Origin of the sequence: Algoriphagus mannitolivorans DSM 15301 (assembly GCF_000429425.1) — a bacterium.
GTDB lineage: Bacteria > Bacteroidota > Bacteroidia > Cytophagales > Cyclobacteriaceae > Algoriphagus > Algoriphagus mannitolivorans.
The window spans coordinates 141,954-156,318 of sequence record NZ_AUBV01000005.1; the positions used below are offsets into that span (position 1 = coordinate 141,954).

Below are 14,365 nucleotides of genomic sequence, written 5' to 3' on the forward strand. Positions count from 1 at the left end.
CATCCTTTATGAGCGTTGAGAGTCTGAAATACCTTTTGGTAGGGGTGTTAGTGTTTGGGTTTTTGATCCGAAAAACTCTGAATTACCTCAATGTAAAAAATCCCTCATCCAAAATTCCTAAGACGCTTTCTGAATACCTGAGTGATGAAAAAGTTCAGGAGTCTAGGGCCTATCAAGTTGAAAATTTTCGCTTTGGATTAGTTGCAGGTACATTTTCATTTGTTCTGACCTTACTTTTTATTTCCATGGGTTGGTTTGGGGCGATCGATAATTGGCTCGAAGGATTTGATCTTGCTCCCCTAGCCCAGTCTCTGGTGTTTTTTGCCTTGATCTTCGTGGGTTCGGATGTCCTGAGTCTTCCCTTTGATTATTATTCCACTTTCGTGATCGAGGAGAAATTCGGCTTTAACAAGTCAACTGTCTCAGTTTTTTTTGGAGATAAAATCAAGGGATACTTGCTCTCTATCATCGTTGGTGGAGGTCTATTGCTGGTTTTTCTTTGGCTGATTCACCAGATGGGAAAGGACTTCTGGTGGATTTTCTGGATCGTTGCAAGCTGTTTTATGGTTTTGATCAACTTGTTTTACACGGCTTGGATTCTTCCGATATTCAACAAGCTTACTCCGCTGGAAAATGGTGAGCTAAAAGAAAAAATCTTACACTATGCCAAGTCTGTAGATTTTTCACTTGACAATATCTTTGTCATGGATGGCAGTAAACGATCGTCGAAAGCAAATGCTTTTTTCTCTGGATTGGGCAAGAGGAAAAAAGTGGTCTTGTATGACACCCTACTTGAGCAGCATCCCCCAGATGAATTGGTGGCAGTACTGGCCCATGAAATTGGCCATTATAAAAAGAGGCATATTCCTATCAGCATGTTGCTTTCTGTGTTGCAAGTAGGATTGTTGCTGTATTTATTGGCCCAAGTGATTTTCTCGGAAAATATGAGCTTGGCTTTAGGAGGTAATTCCTGGTCTGCTGAACTTAATATTATCGGATTCACCATGTTGTTTACTCCTATTTCGATGATTTTAGGGGTTGGGATGAATTGGTTTAGCCGAAAAAATGAGTTTGAAGCGGATGCTTTTGCTAAGGAAACCTTTGCGGGCAAACCGCTCGCTGAGGCTTTGAAAACGCTTTCGGTGAAGACTCTCAGCAATCTCAACCCCCATCCCTGGTATGTTTTTGTGAATTATTCGCATCCTCCCTTGATGGAAAGATTGGAGAAATTAGAGAATTGAAAGATTGTAAGATTAAAAAATCAGTAGTCTTATTCAGCCCATTTTTGATCCTAAAAAACAAGGTTTAAGTTTCAGAGGTACTAAAAATCAAAAAACCGCTGGGTACCCCAGCGGTTTTTGATTTTTTATGTCTAGCGTCTTAAATCTATTTTCTTAAGTCTAAACTCTATAAAACTCTTCCCATCCTTTACGAGGAGGCATTCCTGCTAAAAGCTGGTTGGCAAGCGGGTTGTTGGTGATTTGGCGGCTTTCTCGATCAAATTCCAGTTTGGTGCCTATCTGCTGCGCCATGACTCCTAGACAGAACACTTGGCTCAACGGGCCTGCAATCTCAAATGGACTTCGGGTTTTTTCTTCTCCCTTACAAGCCTTTAGGAAGTTGGCAAAGTGATTGGAAGGGCTTTCTGGGACTTGAGGAAGTTTGGATTCCCATTCCTTGGCTTTATCGGAAGGGATAATGGAAAGAGTACTTCCATGCGAACCACCTTTGAAAGTCAAATCCTTGCCATAAATTATTTTTCCCGGATTCAATTTGGCAGGCTGAATCTGACCGTTGCTTGGTGGCGGGATATTCGGATCTAGCTCAGATACTCCATAGCCATCCGGCACTGCAGGGATATTATCCATCCCATCGTACCAAGTGATGGTCAAAGGAGGCATTGTTCCTCTTGCCGGGAATTTAAACTCTAAGGTGGTGGACATCGGGAAGAAGAACATGTTATGTCCACTCAGTTTGGTCGGGTTGATTTCGTAAGGCAATCCCAAGTCCAAAAATTCATGGGCTGTATCGATGATATGCGCTCCCCAGTCTCCCAAAGCTCCCATTCCGAAATCATACCAGCACCTCCACTGCCCATTATGGTAATCCTTGTTGAAGCCATGAGGGCGAGCCTGACTGGTCCAGACATCCCAGTCCAAAGTAGATGGAATAGGTTCAGCGGCTGGATAGCTCTGAATCTTTGGATCCCAATCATGCCAACGTCTGCGGCTGTTCATGTGGGCGGTGATGGCCGTCACATCTTTGATGATTCCTGCCTCTTTCCAAGCTTTGAATTGGAAATAATTCCCCTCGGAATGCCCCTGATTTCCCATTTGGGTTGCAAGCTTTGGATATTTTTTAGCCGCTGCAATCATCAGGTCCACTTCTTGGAAAGTTCGTGCCATGGGCTTTTCCACATAGACATGCTTTCCTTCTTTCAAGGCCATCATGGTCACCGGAAAGTGTGAAAAATCCGGAGTGGCAATACTTACAGCTTCAAACTCACCTCCGATTTCATCAAACATCTTTCTGAAATCCTGATATTTTTTCGCTTGAGGAAACTTATTCATGACCTCTAAAGTCTGCTTGGCTCCCATATCCACATCACAAAGTGCGACGATATTACATAGCCCTGTAGCATATAGAGATTTGATTATTTCCGCTCCGCGATTCCCGATACCAATGCAGGCTAGGTTGACTTTGTCAGAGGGAGCTACGTAGCCCATGGGTTTTCCCAGAACTTCTGGGGATATCAGTGTAAAACCAGAAAGACCAAGAGCTGCAGTTGCTCCGGTTTTCAGGAAATTTCTTCGGTTAGACTTCATGTTAGGGTCTTTTGGATGTTCGTAAAGATTTTGCTTTTCGCAATTTGTCATCTCCAATCTACCCAGTAATCTTCAGTTTTTTGGATTAAAATTTTGAAAATCACGGAAACGATGCCGAAAGGCTTTTTGGAGATAAAGGACACGTGGGCAAGCAAAAATCCTTATCTTTTTCCCACCTAAATAACCTACTGTGCATGAAAGATCTCGCTGATTTTCACCGTCCGATTACCGAGCTGTTTCCCCAGCCAAAAACCGCCTCAGACTGGGATCAATACAGACTCAATCAGGAACAAATCGACTTTTTTCAGGAAAATGGCTATTTAGCCGGAATCAAATTGCTGAACGAAAAGCAAATTGAGGCGCTTAAGTCTGCACTGGATGAGGTCATGGATCCCGCACATCCTTTGCATCATCTTTTTCATGAATTTCACAGCAATGAATCCGGGGATCCGAACAAGGTTTTGTTTCATTCCCTCGGACATTGGAGAATTGCAGAGGCATTTCACGACGTAATTTGGAACCCGGCTTTTCGAATGGTGGCCTCTCAGCTGCTGGGAGATAAGGCGGTTCGATTTTGGCATGATCAGCTTTTTTGCAAGCCGGCCTATCATGGGGGAAATGTGGCCTGGCATCAAGACTACAGCTATTGGACCCGAACGGTGGAAATGCAACATTTGACCTGCTGGTGTGGGCTGGATGATGCCAACGAGGAAAACGGATGCCTACAATATGTGCCTGGTTCCCATCGCTGGGGCCTTTTGGAAAAGCCTGCCCTTGCCGGAGAAATGGATGGGCTCATGACCATGATGACCGAAGAGCAGAAAGCGAATTTCAAGCCGGTGGCTATCCCGCTAAAGGCTGGACATGCGGCATTTCACCATCCTTTGTTGGTACATGGGAGCTTTGCCAATTTTTCCCCTCGATCCCGAAAAGCTTTTGTGCTCAATGTCTTTGCCGATGGAACGGTATCAGATTCCAATGAGCCTCTTTTGGAAGGTGTGCCGGTGATTCCAAAAGGGGAAAAAATGGGAGGCAAGTTTTTCCCTCTGATATTTGATCCAGCCCAACTGGGCTCTTAACATTTTCTCCTTGTCCCTGAGTTGTAAAAAACTATTTTCAGCAAATAATCCAACCCTAATCCGATTGAAGAAATGAAATCACACCTATTGTCTTTTTTTCTTTTGCTCTGGACAATTCCTGCATTTTCCCAAGAAGGAATCACTTTTCTTCAATTTGAAGGCAAAGACGGCCCCGGAATTGGAAAGCATATTGTTCTCGTGTCAGGAGATGATGAATACCGCTCCGAAGAATCCATGCCCATGCTGGCCAAAATCCTATCCATGCGATATGGTTTCAAGACTACTGTTCTTTTCCCCATAGAACCTGCCACTGGAAACATTGTGCCTAATTATCAGAACAACATTCCCGGCTTGGAACATTTGGCTACTGCGGACTTGATGATCATGCTGATCCGTTTCCGAGAGCTTCCCGACGAGCAATCACAGCATATTGAAAATTTCCTCAAAGCGGGAAAGCCAATCATCGGTCTCCGGACTTCTACTCATGCTTTTGCCTACCAGAAAAATCCTGACTCTCCTTTTGCAAAATGGCATTGGATGAGTAAAGTGGAGAATTGGGAAAGGGGCTTCGGACAGCGAATTTTTGGAGAAACTTGGGTCAATCACCATGGTGTTCACGGCAAAGAAGGAACCCGGGCAATTCCGGATGGTTTGGATCAAATCTTGGATCACCCGGTCCTAAGAGGAGTGAAGGATGTCTGGGGCCCTTCGGATGTGTATGGAATCAAACATCTTCCCGCCGAGGCCAATGTGTTGCTCTATGGGCTAAGCACAGCCGCATTGAGTTCAGAATCTCCAATCGTGTATGAGAAATCATTAATGCCCGTAGCCTGGACCAAACCATATCAGATTGAGGGAGGAAAAGCGGGGATAGCATTTGCTTCTACGATGGGAGCTTCATTGGACTTTCAAAATGAAGACCTTCGACGGCTAGTGATCAATGCATCGTTTTGGCTTTTGGGAATGCCGGATGCCATCTCTCCGGACATGTCGATGGATATTGTAGGTGAGTACAAGCCTACCATGTTTGGGTTTGATACTTTTCGGAAGGGGATGAGGGTTTCTGATTTTAAATAAATGGTCCACTGTCCACCGTCAACAGTCGACAGAAATCTGGCAGTTGACCGTGGTCAGTGGACCGTTGACTAACAATAAACTATGAACAAAATAGGATTTAATGTGCTGGCTTGGTCAGCTGTAGTTTCAGAAGGCCTGTTCCCGATCTTGGATCGACTTAAAGAAATTGGCTACGACGGAGCGGAGTTTTTTGTCGGGCCTTGGGAGGAAAAAGCTTTTAGAGCTGTTGGAAAGCATTGCAAGGATATCGGATTGGAAGTTACTACGGTGACGGTGATGGGAGCCGATGAAAATCCTATTTCTCCGGATGTTAAAGTCCGAGAAAAGGCAAAAGAAAAACTTCGATGGGTGATTGACAGAGCTGCGGATCTTAACTCCCAAGTGCTTTGCGGGCCATTCCATTCTGCTTTTGCGACGTTCGCCTCCAGGGCACCGAAGGAGGAAGAGTACCAATGGTCTGCTGAGGTTTTGCATAGTGTGGCGGATTACGCTCAAGAGAGAGGGATTCTTTTGACTCCGGAAGCCTTGAATAGATTTGAATGCTATCTGGCCAATACCATGGAGCAGTTGGATTACCTGCTGGCCAAGGTCAATCATCCCAATGTCCAAGCCATGTTTGATACCCACCACGCCAATATGGAGGAGAAAAAATTGGGTGCTGCGATCGAAAAAATTGCTCCTAGGTTGGGGCATTTCCATATTTCTGAAAATGACCGAGGTACTCCGGGTTCGGGTCATGTGCCTTGGGATGAAACATTCTCAACCCTCAAGAAAGTAGGGTATTCCGGCTGGTTGACTATTGAAGGATTTACAAGAAATGACCCGGACTTCGCCAATTCCATCGGGGTATGGAGGAATTTCTCCGAACCTTGGGATATGGCAGAGAATGGATATAAGCTGATCGAAAGTATGGGTGAAAAATACGGGATGTAAGTTCCGTTTAAACAAAAAAGAACACCCCCGTTAATCTGATGATTAACGGGGGTGTTCTTTTTGTAAGAATTATTCTTTTGCCCCTGGACCTTTTACCACTCTTCCTGGAAGAGCTCCTGTATGTTCCCCGTCTTTGAGTACTTGGGTTCCGTTGACAAAGACATGAACCATTCCTGTGGCGTATTGCATGGGATTTTCGAAGGTGGCGTTGTCCTGAATTTTGTTAGGGTCAAAAATCGCCAAGTCCCCAAAATATCCTTCTTTCAAAGCTCCCCGCTTTTTGATTTTCAGATTGGTGGCAGGTAAGGTGGTGAGTTTGTAAATCGCTTCCTCCAAAGAAATGACTTGCTCATCCCGAACGTATTTTCCTAACAGCCTTGAAAAGTTTCCGAAAGCCCGGGGGTGTGTGCTTGACTTTAAAAACACTCCCTCATTTGCCAAGGAGCCTCCATCCGAACCAAAACTCATATAGGGTAAGGCAATCTGCTTTTTCACATTTTCCTCAGACATCAAGAAATAAACTGTCCCAACCCGGCTCCCATCCTGCACAACCAAATCCATGGCTGTTTCTTCAGGAGAAGTCTTCCTCATAGCCGCCACTTCTGCCAAGGTTTTTCCCGTCAAATATTTTAAACTGTCATTTTTGAACCCTACCAATATGATCTTGTCAAATCCTTCCACAGCCTGCATCAGGCTTTCCCATTCTGTAGTAGGAGTTCTCATTTCCTGTAAAACCTTTTTCCGAATTGCAGGGTCCTGAAGTCGTTCGGCCCATTTATCATAGCCGCCTTCTTGTACCCAAGGAGGCATGGAAGCATCCAGGCCTGTTGCACCAGCTACGTAGTTGTACATGTCTGTCGTGATCTCTAAGCCTGCGGCTCTTGCAGAGTCTATTTTGGCAACCACTTGATCATATTTCCCCCAATTGTCTCTTCCGCTCATTTTGAGGTGATAGACTTCAGCTCGGATCTTGGCTTCAGAAGCGATTCGGATCAGTTCGTCCAAACTTTCCAACAGGCGTACCCCTTCACTTCTCATGTGAGAGATGTACATTCCATCGTATTCAGCAGCTACTTTGCACAGCTCAATCAATTCCTCGGTACTTGCATAAAAAGCAGGAGCATAAATTAGGGAGGAGCCAACGCCCAATGCTCCTTCTTCCATTGCTTGGCGAACGAGGGCTTTCATCCTTTCCAATTCCTCTGGAGTAGGAGCCCTATTTGCATAGCCCAGTTCATGGATGCGAACCGTCGTGGCGCCAATAAAGGAAGCGACATTGGTTGATACCCCTTTTTGGGTTAGAAATTCCAAATACTCATTTAAAGTGGTCCAGGAAATCGGGTATTTAATATCGCCTTGGGATTTAAGCTCATCGGCTTTCATAACTTCCGTAAGAGGCCCCATGGAGTTGCCTTCCCCGAATACCTCCAGAGTCACCCCCTGGCGGATATCACTTTGTGATTTTCCATCTTCGATCAGGGATTCCACTGCCCAGCTGAGCATATTGATGAAGCCCGGAGCCACCACCAATCCAGTGGCATCGATTTCCAGGTCTCCGACTGCATTTTCCAAATTTCCAATCGCAGCAATAGTATCTGCATTGATTCCGACATCACCGATGAAAGCGGGATTCCCGGAACCATCCATGATCTGTCCATTTTTAATCAGGACATCGAATCTCTGTGGGGAAGAACAGGAGAAGATTAACAGTAAAGAAGAAAGCAAGTAGGCAAATGATTTCATAGAAATGGGGTTGTTTAAAAGACCGGGTAACTATTTTACAAATAGAGTTTGAGACTGGGATTCATTTAGAAAAACTGTTCAAGTTTCATCCTAAAACAGTCAGGGATTCGAACCCTTAAATCTTCAATTTGGGCATGATTAAATTTTACTTTTTCTCCTCTACCATCTTCCCAAAAATCGGCGCCACGCTTCCTCTCCAGCCTCCTGAATAATTGGCTGCCATGTACAGATCAAGTTCTGGAATATAAATCACTTGAGTGCCCCAGAAGCCGGAATGGCAATAGGCATCCATTCCATTGACCTTGATTCTATACATTCCCATTTGATAATCCATCCTGGCTTTTTCGGTATAGCTGACAGGTTCTAGCATTTGCTCCAAAGTTTCTGGCTGTTCAAAGATTTTTCCCTGAAAAAGAGCCTGAAAGAAATCCACCAATTCCTGAGTATTCGAGACAATCCCTCCTCCTCCAAAATAATCCATGGTAGGGCTGAAATTGTAGGTGTCCCGTCCCTGGAAATACTGATGGATTCTTAATTTATCGGTTTGAGGATCTATCCGCTCAAAGTCTGTTCGTTCCAATCCAAGTTTTTCCAATCCAAGCAATTCTTTGATTCCTCCATCCAGACTTTTCCCGGTATACTTCTCTATCAATTCTCCCAAAATCACATATCCCGTGTCCGAATAACTAAACTGCTTTCCCGGAGGGCCAATGGGTTCGCCTTTTTCTGCACACAAGCGTAGCTGTTCCGTTCGGGTCCATTCATATTCTGGGGTTTGAAGCACGATCTCAAAGAATTCAGGAGCATTGGTATGGTCAAATATCCCGGCAGAATGCCTCAGAATTTGTCTGATTGTAATTTGGTCTAAGTCATAATCCTGAGAAAGAATTTCAGCGTGCGTAGGGGAAAGATGCTTGGAAATCGGATCGTCTAGCTTTAAAACCCCCATTTCCATCAATCTGAGAATACTTGCCGCTACATAGGTTTTGGTGACGCTTGCAATTCGGAATGTCTGATTGGACTTCAAAGAGTCGCCGATTGCCAAGTTATTCAAACCCGATGCTCCAGACCATGAAAAGGATTCATCTCCCGATTGAATGGTAAATAAAATTCCCGGATTCGACTCACTTATTTCAGAGTTGAGGATGCCTTGGAAGTTTTGGGCCTCAGCTTTTTCAAAGAAAAAAATGAAAAAGACAAGACAGAGAAAAGTGGATATGGTTTTCATTGGGACAGGATCAGCTTTGGTGAATCGTTTTTTAAGGAATCAAAATACGGTCATTTTATTTCCTCTTCAGGTATCGCCATGGTATGATTTCCCAGGAGGCGGTAGCCGGAACTTGTTTTCACATAAGTCCTCATGAAATGGTAAAGGGTTGGGCTGGGGCCTCTATCCACCAAAGTATAGCCGGTAACTATGGCAGTATTTTCTAAGATCACCACTTTATGATCTCGGGAAGTTCTTCCTCTGGTAGTACTGGCCTGCCCTGATTGAATGCGTTTAGCACTGGCAACTACCTCAGGCTTGCCATTGATTAAACCCGCATGATTATGCACCCAAACGAAGTCATCTGATAATAGATTTTCCAGAAATTCCACATCGGAATCCAATAGAGCTTTTTCCCATCCTAAGTCAAGCTTTATCAAAAGCTCCTTTTCAGAAGTCTGAGCAAAACTTAAAGTGTTTATAAAAAAGACCAGTAAAATTGTACTTGTTAAGATTTTCATAGGAGGAAGGTTTTGGCCTAATAGAAAAGTAACTTTTTTCTCTGATTTTCAGAAAATAAAAGTCTGATCATGCAGGATAAAGCAGGTTGGGAAAAGTGAAGAATTAGATTAAAATTGACTTATGAAAAAGCTCTTCATCCTAACACTTTTCTTTTTGGTTCTCGGAAAAGGATATGGCCAAAATTCCCGCCCCAATATCATTTTTATCCTGACAGACGATCAGCGTTGGGATGCTCTGGGTTTTGCGGGCAATCCAATAATTCAAACGCCGGAAATGGATAGGTTGGCAAGTGAAGGCACTTATTTTGAAAATGCCTTTGTGACAACCCCGATTTGTGCGGCTAGCCGGGCAAGTATTCTGACGGGTTTGTACGAGCGGACACATGGCTATACTTTCGGACAAGGTGATATCAAGCAGCCTTACATGGATCAGTCTTACCCAGTCAAACTTCGGGAAAGTGGCTATTACACCGGTTTCTTTGGAAAGTTTGGAGTGAATTATTCTGGTTTTCAAGGCCTCTTTGATGAAGGGGATGACTATGATCGAAATGGAAATTTTAAAGACCGGCGAGGATATTTCTTTAAAACTCTGGGAAAAGATACCGTGCATCTTACACGCTATACATCTCAGCAAGCCATTGATTTTATTGAAAATGCTCCAGAAAATAAGCCCTTCATGCTTTCCTTAAGCTTCAGTGCACCTCATGCCCATGATCCGGCTGAGTTGCAATATTTCTGGTCCCCGGAATATGATCAGCTTTATGAGGATGTCACCATTCCCGAACCATTAATGAACGAGGATCGATATTTTCTTGAACAGCCGGAATACGTAAGGACAGGAGAAAACCGCACCCGGTGGCATTGGAGATATGATAATCCGGAGAAATATCAACACAGCGTTAAAGGCTATTACCGGATGATTACTGAGATTGATACCGAAATTGGGAAAATCCGAAAAACCCTGGAAGCCAAAGGACTGGCAGAAAACACCGTCATCATTCTCATGGGTGACAATGGTTATTTCCTTGGAGAGCGGCAGTTAGCCGGTAAATGGTTGATGTATGATAATTCTTTGCGAGTTCCCTTGATCGTTTTTGATCCAAGGGAAAAAGGGGGAAAGCGTAATCAATCTTTTGCATTAAATATTGATATTCCAGCGACACTTTTGGATTTGGCGGGAGTCTCTGCGCCTAGCTCCTGGCAAGGCCTGAGTTTGAATTCTAAAGATCTGGAGAAAAGAAAAGAGTTTCTCACCGAGCATCTTTGGCAAACTCCCATAATTGCCCCGAGCGAAGCTATCCGAACTGAGCGTTGGAAGTATTTCCGGTACGTCAATGATCCCGGTAGAGAGGAGTTATACGATTTGAAATCAGATCCCTTGGAAAAGAACAACCTGGCAGGTAATCCAGAGTATAGAAAAAAATTGGATGAGCTTAGGGCTAAACTAAAGGACTTGGCTTTCCAATATCAAAAAGGGAAAGTTGAGAGCAAATAAAGGCAACCCTAATTATTAGCTACATATACAAAGCCTTCAATGGGTTCAGGATTTCCTTTCAAAAAAATTGGTACCAATACCCGTGAATAGTGTTCCGTATCCTCAAATTCATCCAGCTCATTCCATAATTCTGAAAGTTGAGGAGATGAAAATACCATTCCATGTACCAGATTGGTAGGATTATCCAGTTTCAATCCCGGATAGCCCCCAGCTGTTTTCCATTCGGCATTGATCAAAGAACCAAAAATACTTGCTTCTTGCCAAGTGCCTTCAATTCTTTTCAGGAATCGTTCATTGGGCTCGCCAGGAGCAAGTGAACCATACACAAATAAGCGTTCTACAGAGGAAGAATTTTCCTGAGTCATTTTTCTATTCTTTCACAAGAAATTTGAGATTCATCCCTTCAAACCAGCGGGACACGAAATTAAACAGAAAAGCTTCAACCCAGCCCAACAAAAAGCCTAGTACAGAAAAAATCAAGGGCATGCCCAATAAGGCACCAAAAGCCAAGATCGTCCCAATGCTTAGGCCTGGAGTCTCCGTAGATTGGATCCACCCCAAAGACACCAAAGTATCCAAGATTAATCCTCCAAAAGAATAAAGAATTCCCAATAGAAGGCCTATAAAGAGGCCCATCACGCCTTGAAATTTGGCGAAAGTCAGGATGCCAAGAGATTTAATTCGGTAGGTTTTCATGCTAAAAATTGTAAGTTTCTTTAGCTGTAGTGTACTCATTCCCAAGGAAAAGGATTTGTTTTGAGAAAAAAAATCATTTGAATTTTAATATGATTCAATCTGAGTAAGACGATTTGGAGTCAATACTCTATGCTAAAGTGTTAGGGCTAGGAATTTCATTTTTTTAAATTCTTTTGTTCCGACTTTTTGATTTACCATGTCGGGCAATTAAAACCTCACTGCTGAAATGAAGAAACTGGAAATTCTATATTTTGAAGATGTATTCCAGGATAGCAATTATCTCCGTGACCTAGGAACAACATTTGCCTTCCTGCTGGATCGGAGGGCATTTGAAATCTCCATAACTGCAAAACACACAGCAATCACCTGGAAGGGGTTTGAGAATTTTTTTACAGTTTTCACATTCATAAAAAAATTGGCAGGAGTCTGTGTGCATGGTTTCAGTTTTTTGAAAACCACAGGAAGGACAGGTTAGCGTTGATTGTAATTGAACTTGCATTTTATTTGGCTTGAGAGATGGTGTATCCTGTTTTTTCCAGATTGGATTGAATTTCTGGAAGGCTGGTTTTATGGGGATCAAATTCTATGACCGTATTTCCTTTTTGGTAAGAAGTGGTGGATTTGATAATGCCCTGATTTTTGCTCAATTCATGTTCCACCAGAGCCTCACATCCTGAACAAGTCATTCCCTGAATAGAAAATTCAACCTGATTTACTTGGAAAGGATTTTCCGAAAGGGATTCATTTTTGGGATTGGCCACCAGGTTGGATGCATAAAAAGGGAAAGTCAACATCAAACCGGCAAAAACAGTTATGAGTCCTAAAAATAATCCTGAGTTTAGAAAACTGGATTTCTTTTCAGGTTCACAGTCACAGTCTAATTCAGGTTTCGGCTTTAGTTTTTGAAACCAAGCAAAGCCTAGTAGACCAAAGGTCAATAGGATTAAATAAGGCCGAAGTGGTTCTGTCCAGGAAAAAGTAGAGATAAAACTTCCAGATCCTGCAAAAATCGCCAGGATAGGGGTAATGCAACAAAGCGAGCTCACTAGAGCTGTGACTATGCTGAGAAAGATGTTTTTCATGGTCGATATAGGTTAAGGAAAAGATAACTTTTCTTCCATTCCACTTTAGGCAAAGGTACTTGGATGGGGTTAATCTTGAAATTAAGATGACTTTTTCCAGACTTTAATAGGGATAATAGCCACAGGGAAGTGCAATTTATCGGTATTTATCATTCAGTCCGATCCCTTCCAAGATCATCGGGATGATCTTCTCCAGTCTTGATACCTTAGTTGCTTCACGCTTGGCCTCCTGAATATATTCTGCAAATTCCTTCTGCTTAAAAGGGGTGAATTCTTCGAATGCTTTTTTGAGCTGAGGATCTGATTTCAGCTTCGCTTCTAAGATATCCGGTAGGCTTAGCTTCTCAGATTTATCAGGTTTCCAAACAAGGCCTTTTTTTTCATTTTCAATGGCCTCCTTTACAAAAGCCAAAAATTTCTCATCATCCAAATCTTCCAATCCAAGCATTCTCCATTGCCTCATGGCTTTAGTCTTTCCTTCCTGAGCATTGATCAAAATCTCCTCGGTATCGGTCAAAAATACTCCATTGTAAAACCAAACGGCAAAATGATTCTTCATGCCAGCAAATCCCAACACGTTTTTCCCTTCAAAAGTGAATACCGGCATACCCCATTTAATCTCCTCTGTGAGTGGAGTAGTGGAGACCAGCTGTCGAAGATGATTTTCCAATTCGTTCCATTGGGTGTTTTTGGGCATGGGTTTGGGATTTTATGTGGTTTTTAAAGCTACCTACTCAAAAATGAAATACAAAATGAGAATGAGTACAATAAATCCCAATCTTTCAACCCTGTCCATCTTTTGGTATTAGGAGGTCTTTACCTTCTGAAATTAGAAAATACAACTATTTTGCTTTCCTGGGATAGAAAATTTAGGATCTAAAAATCAGCTAGTTAAATACAATTTTGAAAATATTTTTTATAAACCCTACAAAAAAGATAGGGTAAATAGGAAAATAAATACCTTTGCTGAAATTTCAATCAAGATGAAGAAGTTTACGCTTAGTTTTTTCCTCCTTATTTTCTTTTTGGGCTTTGGTGCAAATGCCCAAAAAAATGTAGAAAAGCAAAGGCTCCTTTGGACCCGTTACTTGCTTAAAGTCAAGGTTTCTGATCAATTACAGATCCGACAGGAAGTCGAGGAGCGAACCTATTGGTTTCCCTGGAGACAGCATCAGTTGGTGATGCGGACTCTCGTGGAGCGAAAACTCGGAAAAGGTTGGGAGGTGGGTGGAGGGTTTACCTATTTCCAGCATTCCCTTCCCAATACTCCCGATGCTGAGGTGATCCAGAAAAAGCTCGAATTGCGCCCCCAATTACAAGTGATTTACCAACAAACCTTGGCTCCCAAATTCAATCTCCAGCATCGATATTGGTATGAATGGAGGTTTTACCAAAAAGAACCTCAGGGATTTGAACATCTGTCCAATCGAATCCGGTACCGAATGGAGCTCAGCTATACTCCTCATCCCAAAATAACCCTTAAGGCCTTTGATGAAATCCACCTTCATCTGGCCAGTAAAGTTACCTCCAATGTTTTTGATCAAAACCGGTTAGGAGGAAGCGTCATCTTCATGCCTCAACCCAATTTTGGTTTGGAATTAGGCTACCTGAATTGGTTCCAACAAAAGCCAGCCGGAAAGGACTTTTTCAGCCGGGATATCACCCGAATCACCCTTCATCATACCCTAAACTTTGCTAAAAAGTAAT

The 14,365-nt window shown here is 43.0% G+C and carries 15 protein-coding genes; 6 read left to right on the forward strand and 9 right to left on the reverse strand.

All coding sequences use genetic code 11. The features are described 5' to 3' along the window. Nucleotides 1-8: 8 nt before the first annotated feature. Entirely contained in the window at nt 9-1,241 is a 1,233-nt protein-coding gene (locus tag G458_RS0105380) for a M48 family metallopeptidase (RefSeq protein ID WP_026950996.1), read from the forward strand. Between the two features lie 159 nt (nt 1,242-1,400). Here G458_RS0105380 and G458_RS0105385 read toward each other — a convergent pair whose 3' ends face one another. Beyond that, nucleotides 1,401-2,825 (reverse strand): Gfo/Idh/MocA family oxidoreductase, encoded by a 1,425-nt coding sequence (locus G458_RS0105385; RefSeq protein WP_026950997.1) that lies wholly within the window; start codon nt 2,823-2,825, stop codon nt 1,401-1,403. Between the two features lie 194 nt (nt 2,826-3,019). Here G458_RS0105385 and G458_RS0105395 point away from each other — a divergent pair, with 194 nt between their 5' ends. The 3 genes from G458_RS0105395 (at nt 3,020) to G458_RS0105405 (ending at nt 5,914) form a co-directional block, all read left to right on the forward strand. Beyond that, nucleotides 3,020-3,904 carry a phytanoyl-CoA dioxygenase family protein gene (locus tag G458_RS0105395; RefSeq protein ID WP_026950998.1) on the forward strand — a complete coding sequence of 295 codons (885 nt, stop codon included), beginning with the start codon at nt 3,020-3,022 and terminating at the stop codon, nt 3,902-3,904. A 72-nt stretch (nt 3,905-3,976) separates the two neighbouring features. Further along, complete coding sequence (locus G458_RS0105400) at nt 3,977-4,981, forward strand: ThuA domain-containing protein (RefSeq protein WP_051287043.1); 1,005 nt, start codon at nt 3,977-3,979, stop codon at nt 4,979-4,981. Between the two features lie 81 nt (nt 4,982-5,062). Continuing rightward, on the forward strand, nt 5,063-5,914 hold the full coding sequence (locus tag G458_RS0105405) for a sugar phosphate isomerase/epimerase family protein (RefSeq protein WP_026951000.1): 852 nt from the start codon (nt 5,063-5,065) through the stop codon (nt 5,912-5,914). Between the two features lie 69 nt (nt 5,915-5,983). Here the strand turns inward: G458_RS0105405 and G458_RS0105410 are convergent, their stop codons facing one another. The 3 genes from G458_RS0105410 to G458_RS0105420 form a co-directional block, all read right to left on the reverse strand. Continuing rightward, complete coding sequence (locus G458_RS0105410) at nt 5,984-7,657, reverse strand: N-acyl-D-amino-acid deacylase family protein (RefSeq protein WP_026951001.1); 1,674 nt, start codon at nt 7,655-7,657, stop codon at nt 5,984-5,986. 145 nt (nt 7,658-7,802) lie between these two features. After that, on the reverse strand, nt 7,803-8,885 hold the full coding sequence (locus G458_RS20235) for a serine hydrolase domain-containing protein (RefSeq protein ID WP_051287045.1): 1,083 nt from the start codon (nt 8,883-8,885) through the stop codon (nt 7,803-7,805). A 50-nt stretch (nt 8,886-8,935) separates the two neighbouring features. Continuing rightward, nucleotides 8,936-9,385 carry a nuclear transport factor 2 family protein gene (locus tag G458_RS0105420; protein ID WP_026951002.1) on the reverse strand — a complete coding sequence of 150 codons (450 nt, stop codon included), beginning with the start codon at nt 9,383-9,385 and terminating at the stop codon, nt 8,936-8,938. Between the two features lie 121 nt (nt 9,386-9,506). Between G458_RS0105420 and G458_RS20240 the strand changes: the two genes are divergently transcribed. Then, entirely contained in the window at nt 9,507-10,880 is a 1,374-nt protein-coding gene (locus G458_RS20240; RefSeq protein ID WP_051287047.1) for a sulfatase family protein, read from the forward strand. A gap of 8 nt (nt 10,881-10,888) precedes the next feature. Here the strand turns inward: G458_RS20240 and G458_RS0105430 are convergent, their stop codons facing one another. From G458_RS0105430 to G458_RS0105450, 5 genes are all read right to left on the reverse strand, one after another. Continuing rightward, the gene (locus G458_RS0105430) at nt 10,889-11,245 is read right to left on the reverse strand and encodes a gamma-glutamylcyclotransferase family protein (protein ID WP_026951003.1); all 357 of its coding nucleotides are present in this window, start codon (nt 11,243-11,245) and stop codon (nt 10,889-10,891) included. Between the two features lie 4 nt (nt 11,246-11,249). Then, a complete protein-coding gene (locus tag G458_RS20245) occupies nt 11,250-11,576 on the reverse strand; it encodes a hypothetical protein (protein ID WP_035467815.1) in 327 nt (108 codons plus the stop codon). Nucleotides 11,577-11,865: 289 nt separating this feature from the next. Then, a complete protein-coding gene (locus G458_RS21955; RefSeq protein ID WP_084438827.1) occupies nt 11,866-12,075 on the reverse strand; it encodes a GDCCVxC domain-containing (seleno)protein in 210 nt (69 codons plus the stop codon). A 1-nt stretch (nt 12,076) separates the two neighbouring features. Beyond that, nucleotides 12,077-12,658, reverse strand: a complete 582-nt coding sequence (gene merTP, locus G458_RS0105445) for a mercuric transport protein MerTP (protein ID WP_026951005.1) — start codon at nt 12,656-12,658, stop codon at nt 12,077-12,079. Nucleotides 12,659-12,794: 136 nt separating this feature from the next. After that, nucleotides 12,795-13,355, reverse strand: a complete 561-nt coding sequence (locus G458_RS0105450; RefSeq protein ID WP_026951006.1) for a YdeI/OmpD-associated family protein — start codon at nt 13,353-13,355, stop codon at nt 12,795-12,797. Nucleotides 13,356-13,641: 286 nt separating this feature from the next. Here G458_RS0105450 and G458_RS0105460 point away from each other — a divergent pair, with 286 nt between their 5' ends. Continuing rightward, nucleotides 13,642-14,364 (forward strand): DUF2490 domain-containing protein, encoded by a 723-nt coding sequence (locus tag G458_RS0105460; protein WP_026951007.1) that lies wholly within the window; start codon nt 13,642-13,644, stop codon nt 14,362-14,364. The last annotated feature ends 1 nt before the right edge of the window (nt 14,365 follow it).

Bases quoted from the DNA above. Each gene is read 5' to 3' on its own strand.
- G458_RS0105430 (WP_026951003.1), bottom strand. From the start codon at position 11,245: ATGACTCAGGAAAATTCTTCCTCTGTAGAACGCTTATTTGTGTATGGT.
- G458_RS0105410 (WP_026951001.1), bottom strand. From the start codon at position 7,657: ATGAAATCATTTGCCTACTTGCTTTCTTCTTTACTGTTAATCTTCTCC.
- G458_RS0105420 (WP_026951002.1), bottom strand. From the start codon at position 9,385: ATGAAAATCTTAACAAGTACAATTTTACTGGTCTTTTTTATAAACACT.
- G458_RS0105400 (WP_051287043.1), top strand. From the start codon at position 3,977: ATGAAATCACACCTATTGTCTTTTTTTCTTTTGCTCTGGACAATTCCT.
- G458_RS0105460 (WP_026951007.1), top strand. From the start codon at position 13,642: ATGAAGAAGTTTACGCTTAGTTTTTTCCTCCTTATTTTCTTTTTGGGC.
- G458_RS0105405 (WP_026951000.1), top strand. From the start codon at position 5,063: ATGAACAAAATAGGATTTAATGTGCTGGCTTGGTCAGCTGTAGTTTCA.
- G458_RS21955 (WP_084438827.1), bottom strand. From the start codon at position 12,075: ATGCAAGTTCAATTACAATCAACGCTAACCTGTCCTTCCTGTGGTTTT.
- merTP (WP_026951005.1), bottom strand. From the start codon at position 12,658: ATGAAAAACATCTTTCTCAGCATAGTCACAGCTCTAGTGAGCTCGCTT.
- G458_RS0105450 (WP_026951006.1), bottom strand. From the start codon at position 13,355: ATGCCCAAAAACACCCAATGGAACGAATTGGAAAATCATCTTCGACAG.
- G458_RS0105385 (WP_026950997.1), bottom strand. From the start codon at position 2,825: ATGAAGTCTAACCGAAGAAATTTCCTGAAAACCGGAGCAACTGCAGCT.
- G458_RS0105395 (WP_026950998.1), top strand. From the start codon at position 3,020: ATGAAAGATCTCGCTGATTTTCACCGTCCGATTACCGAGCTGTTTCCC.
- G458_RS20245 (WP_035467815.1), bottom strand. From the start codon at position 11,576: ATGAAAACCTACCGAATTAAATCTCTTGGCATCCTGACTTTCGCCAAA.
- G458_RS20235 (WP_051287045.1), bottom strand. From the start codon at position 8,885: ATGAAAACCATATCCACTTTTCTCTGTCTTGTCTTTTTCATTTTTTTC.
- G458_RS0105380 (WP_026950996.1), top strand. From the start codon at position 9: ATGAGCGTTGAGAGTCTGAAATACCTTTTGGTAGGGGTGTTAGTGTTT.
- G458_RS20240 (WP_051287047.1), top strand. From the start codon at position 9,507: ATGAAAAAGCTCTTCATCCTAACACTTTTCTTTTTGGTTCTCGGAAAA.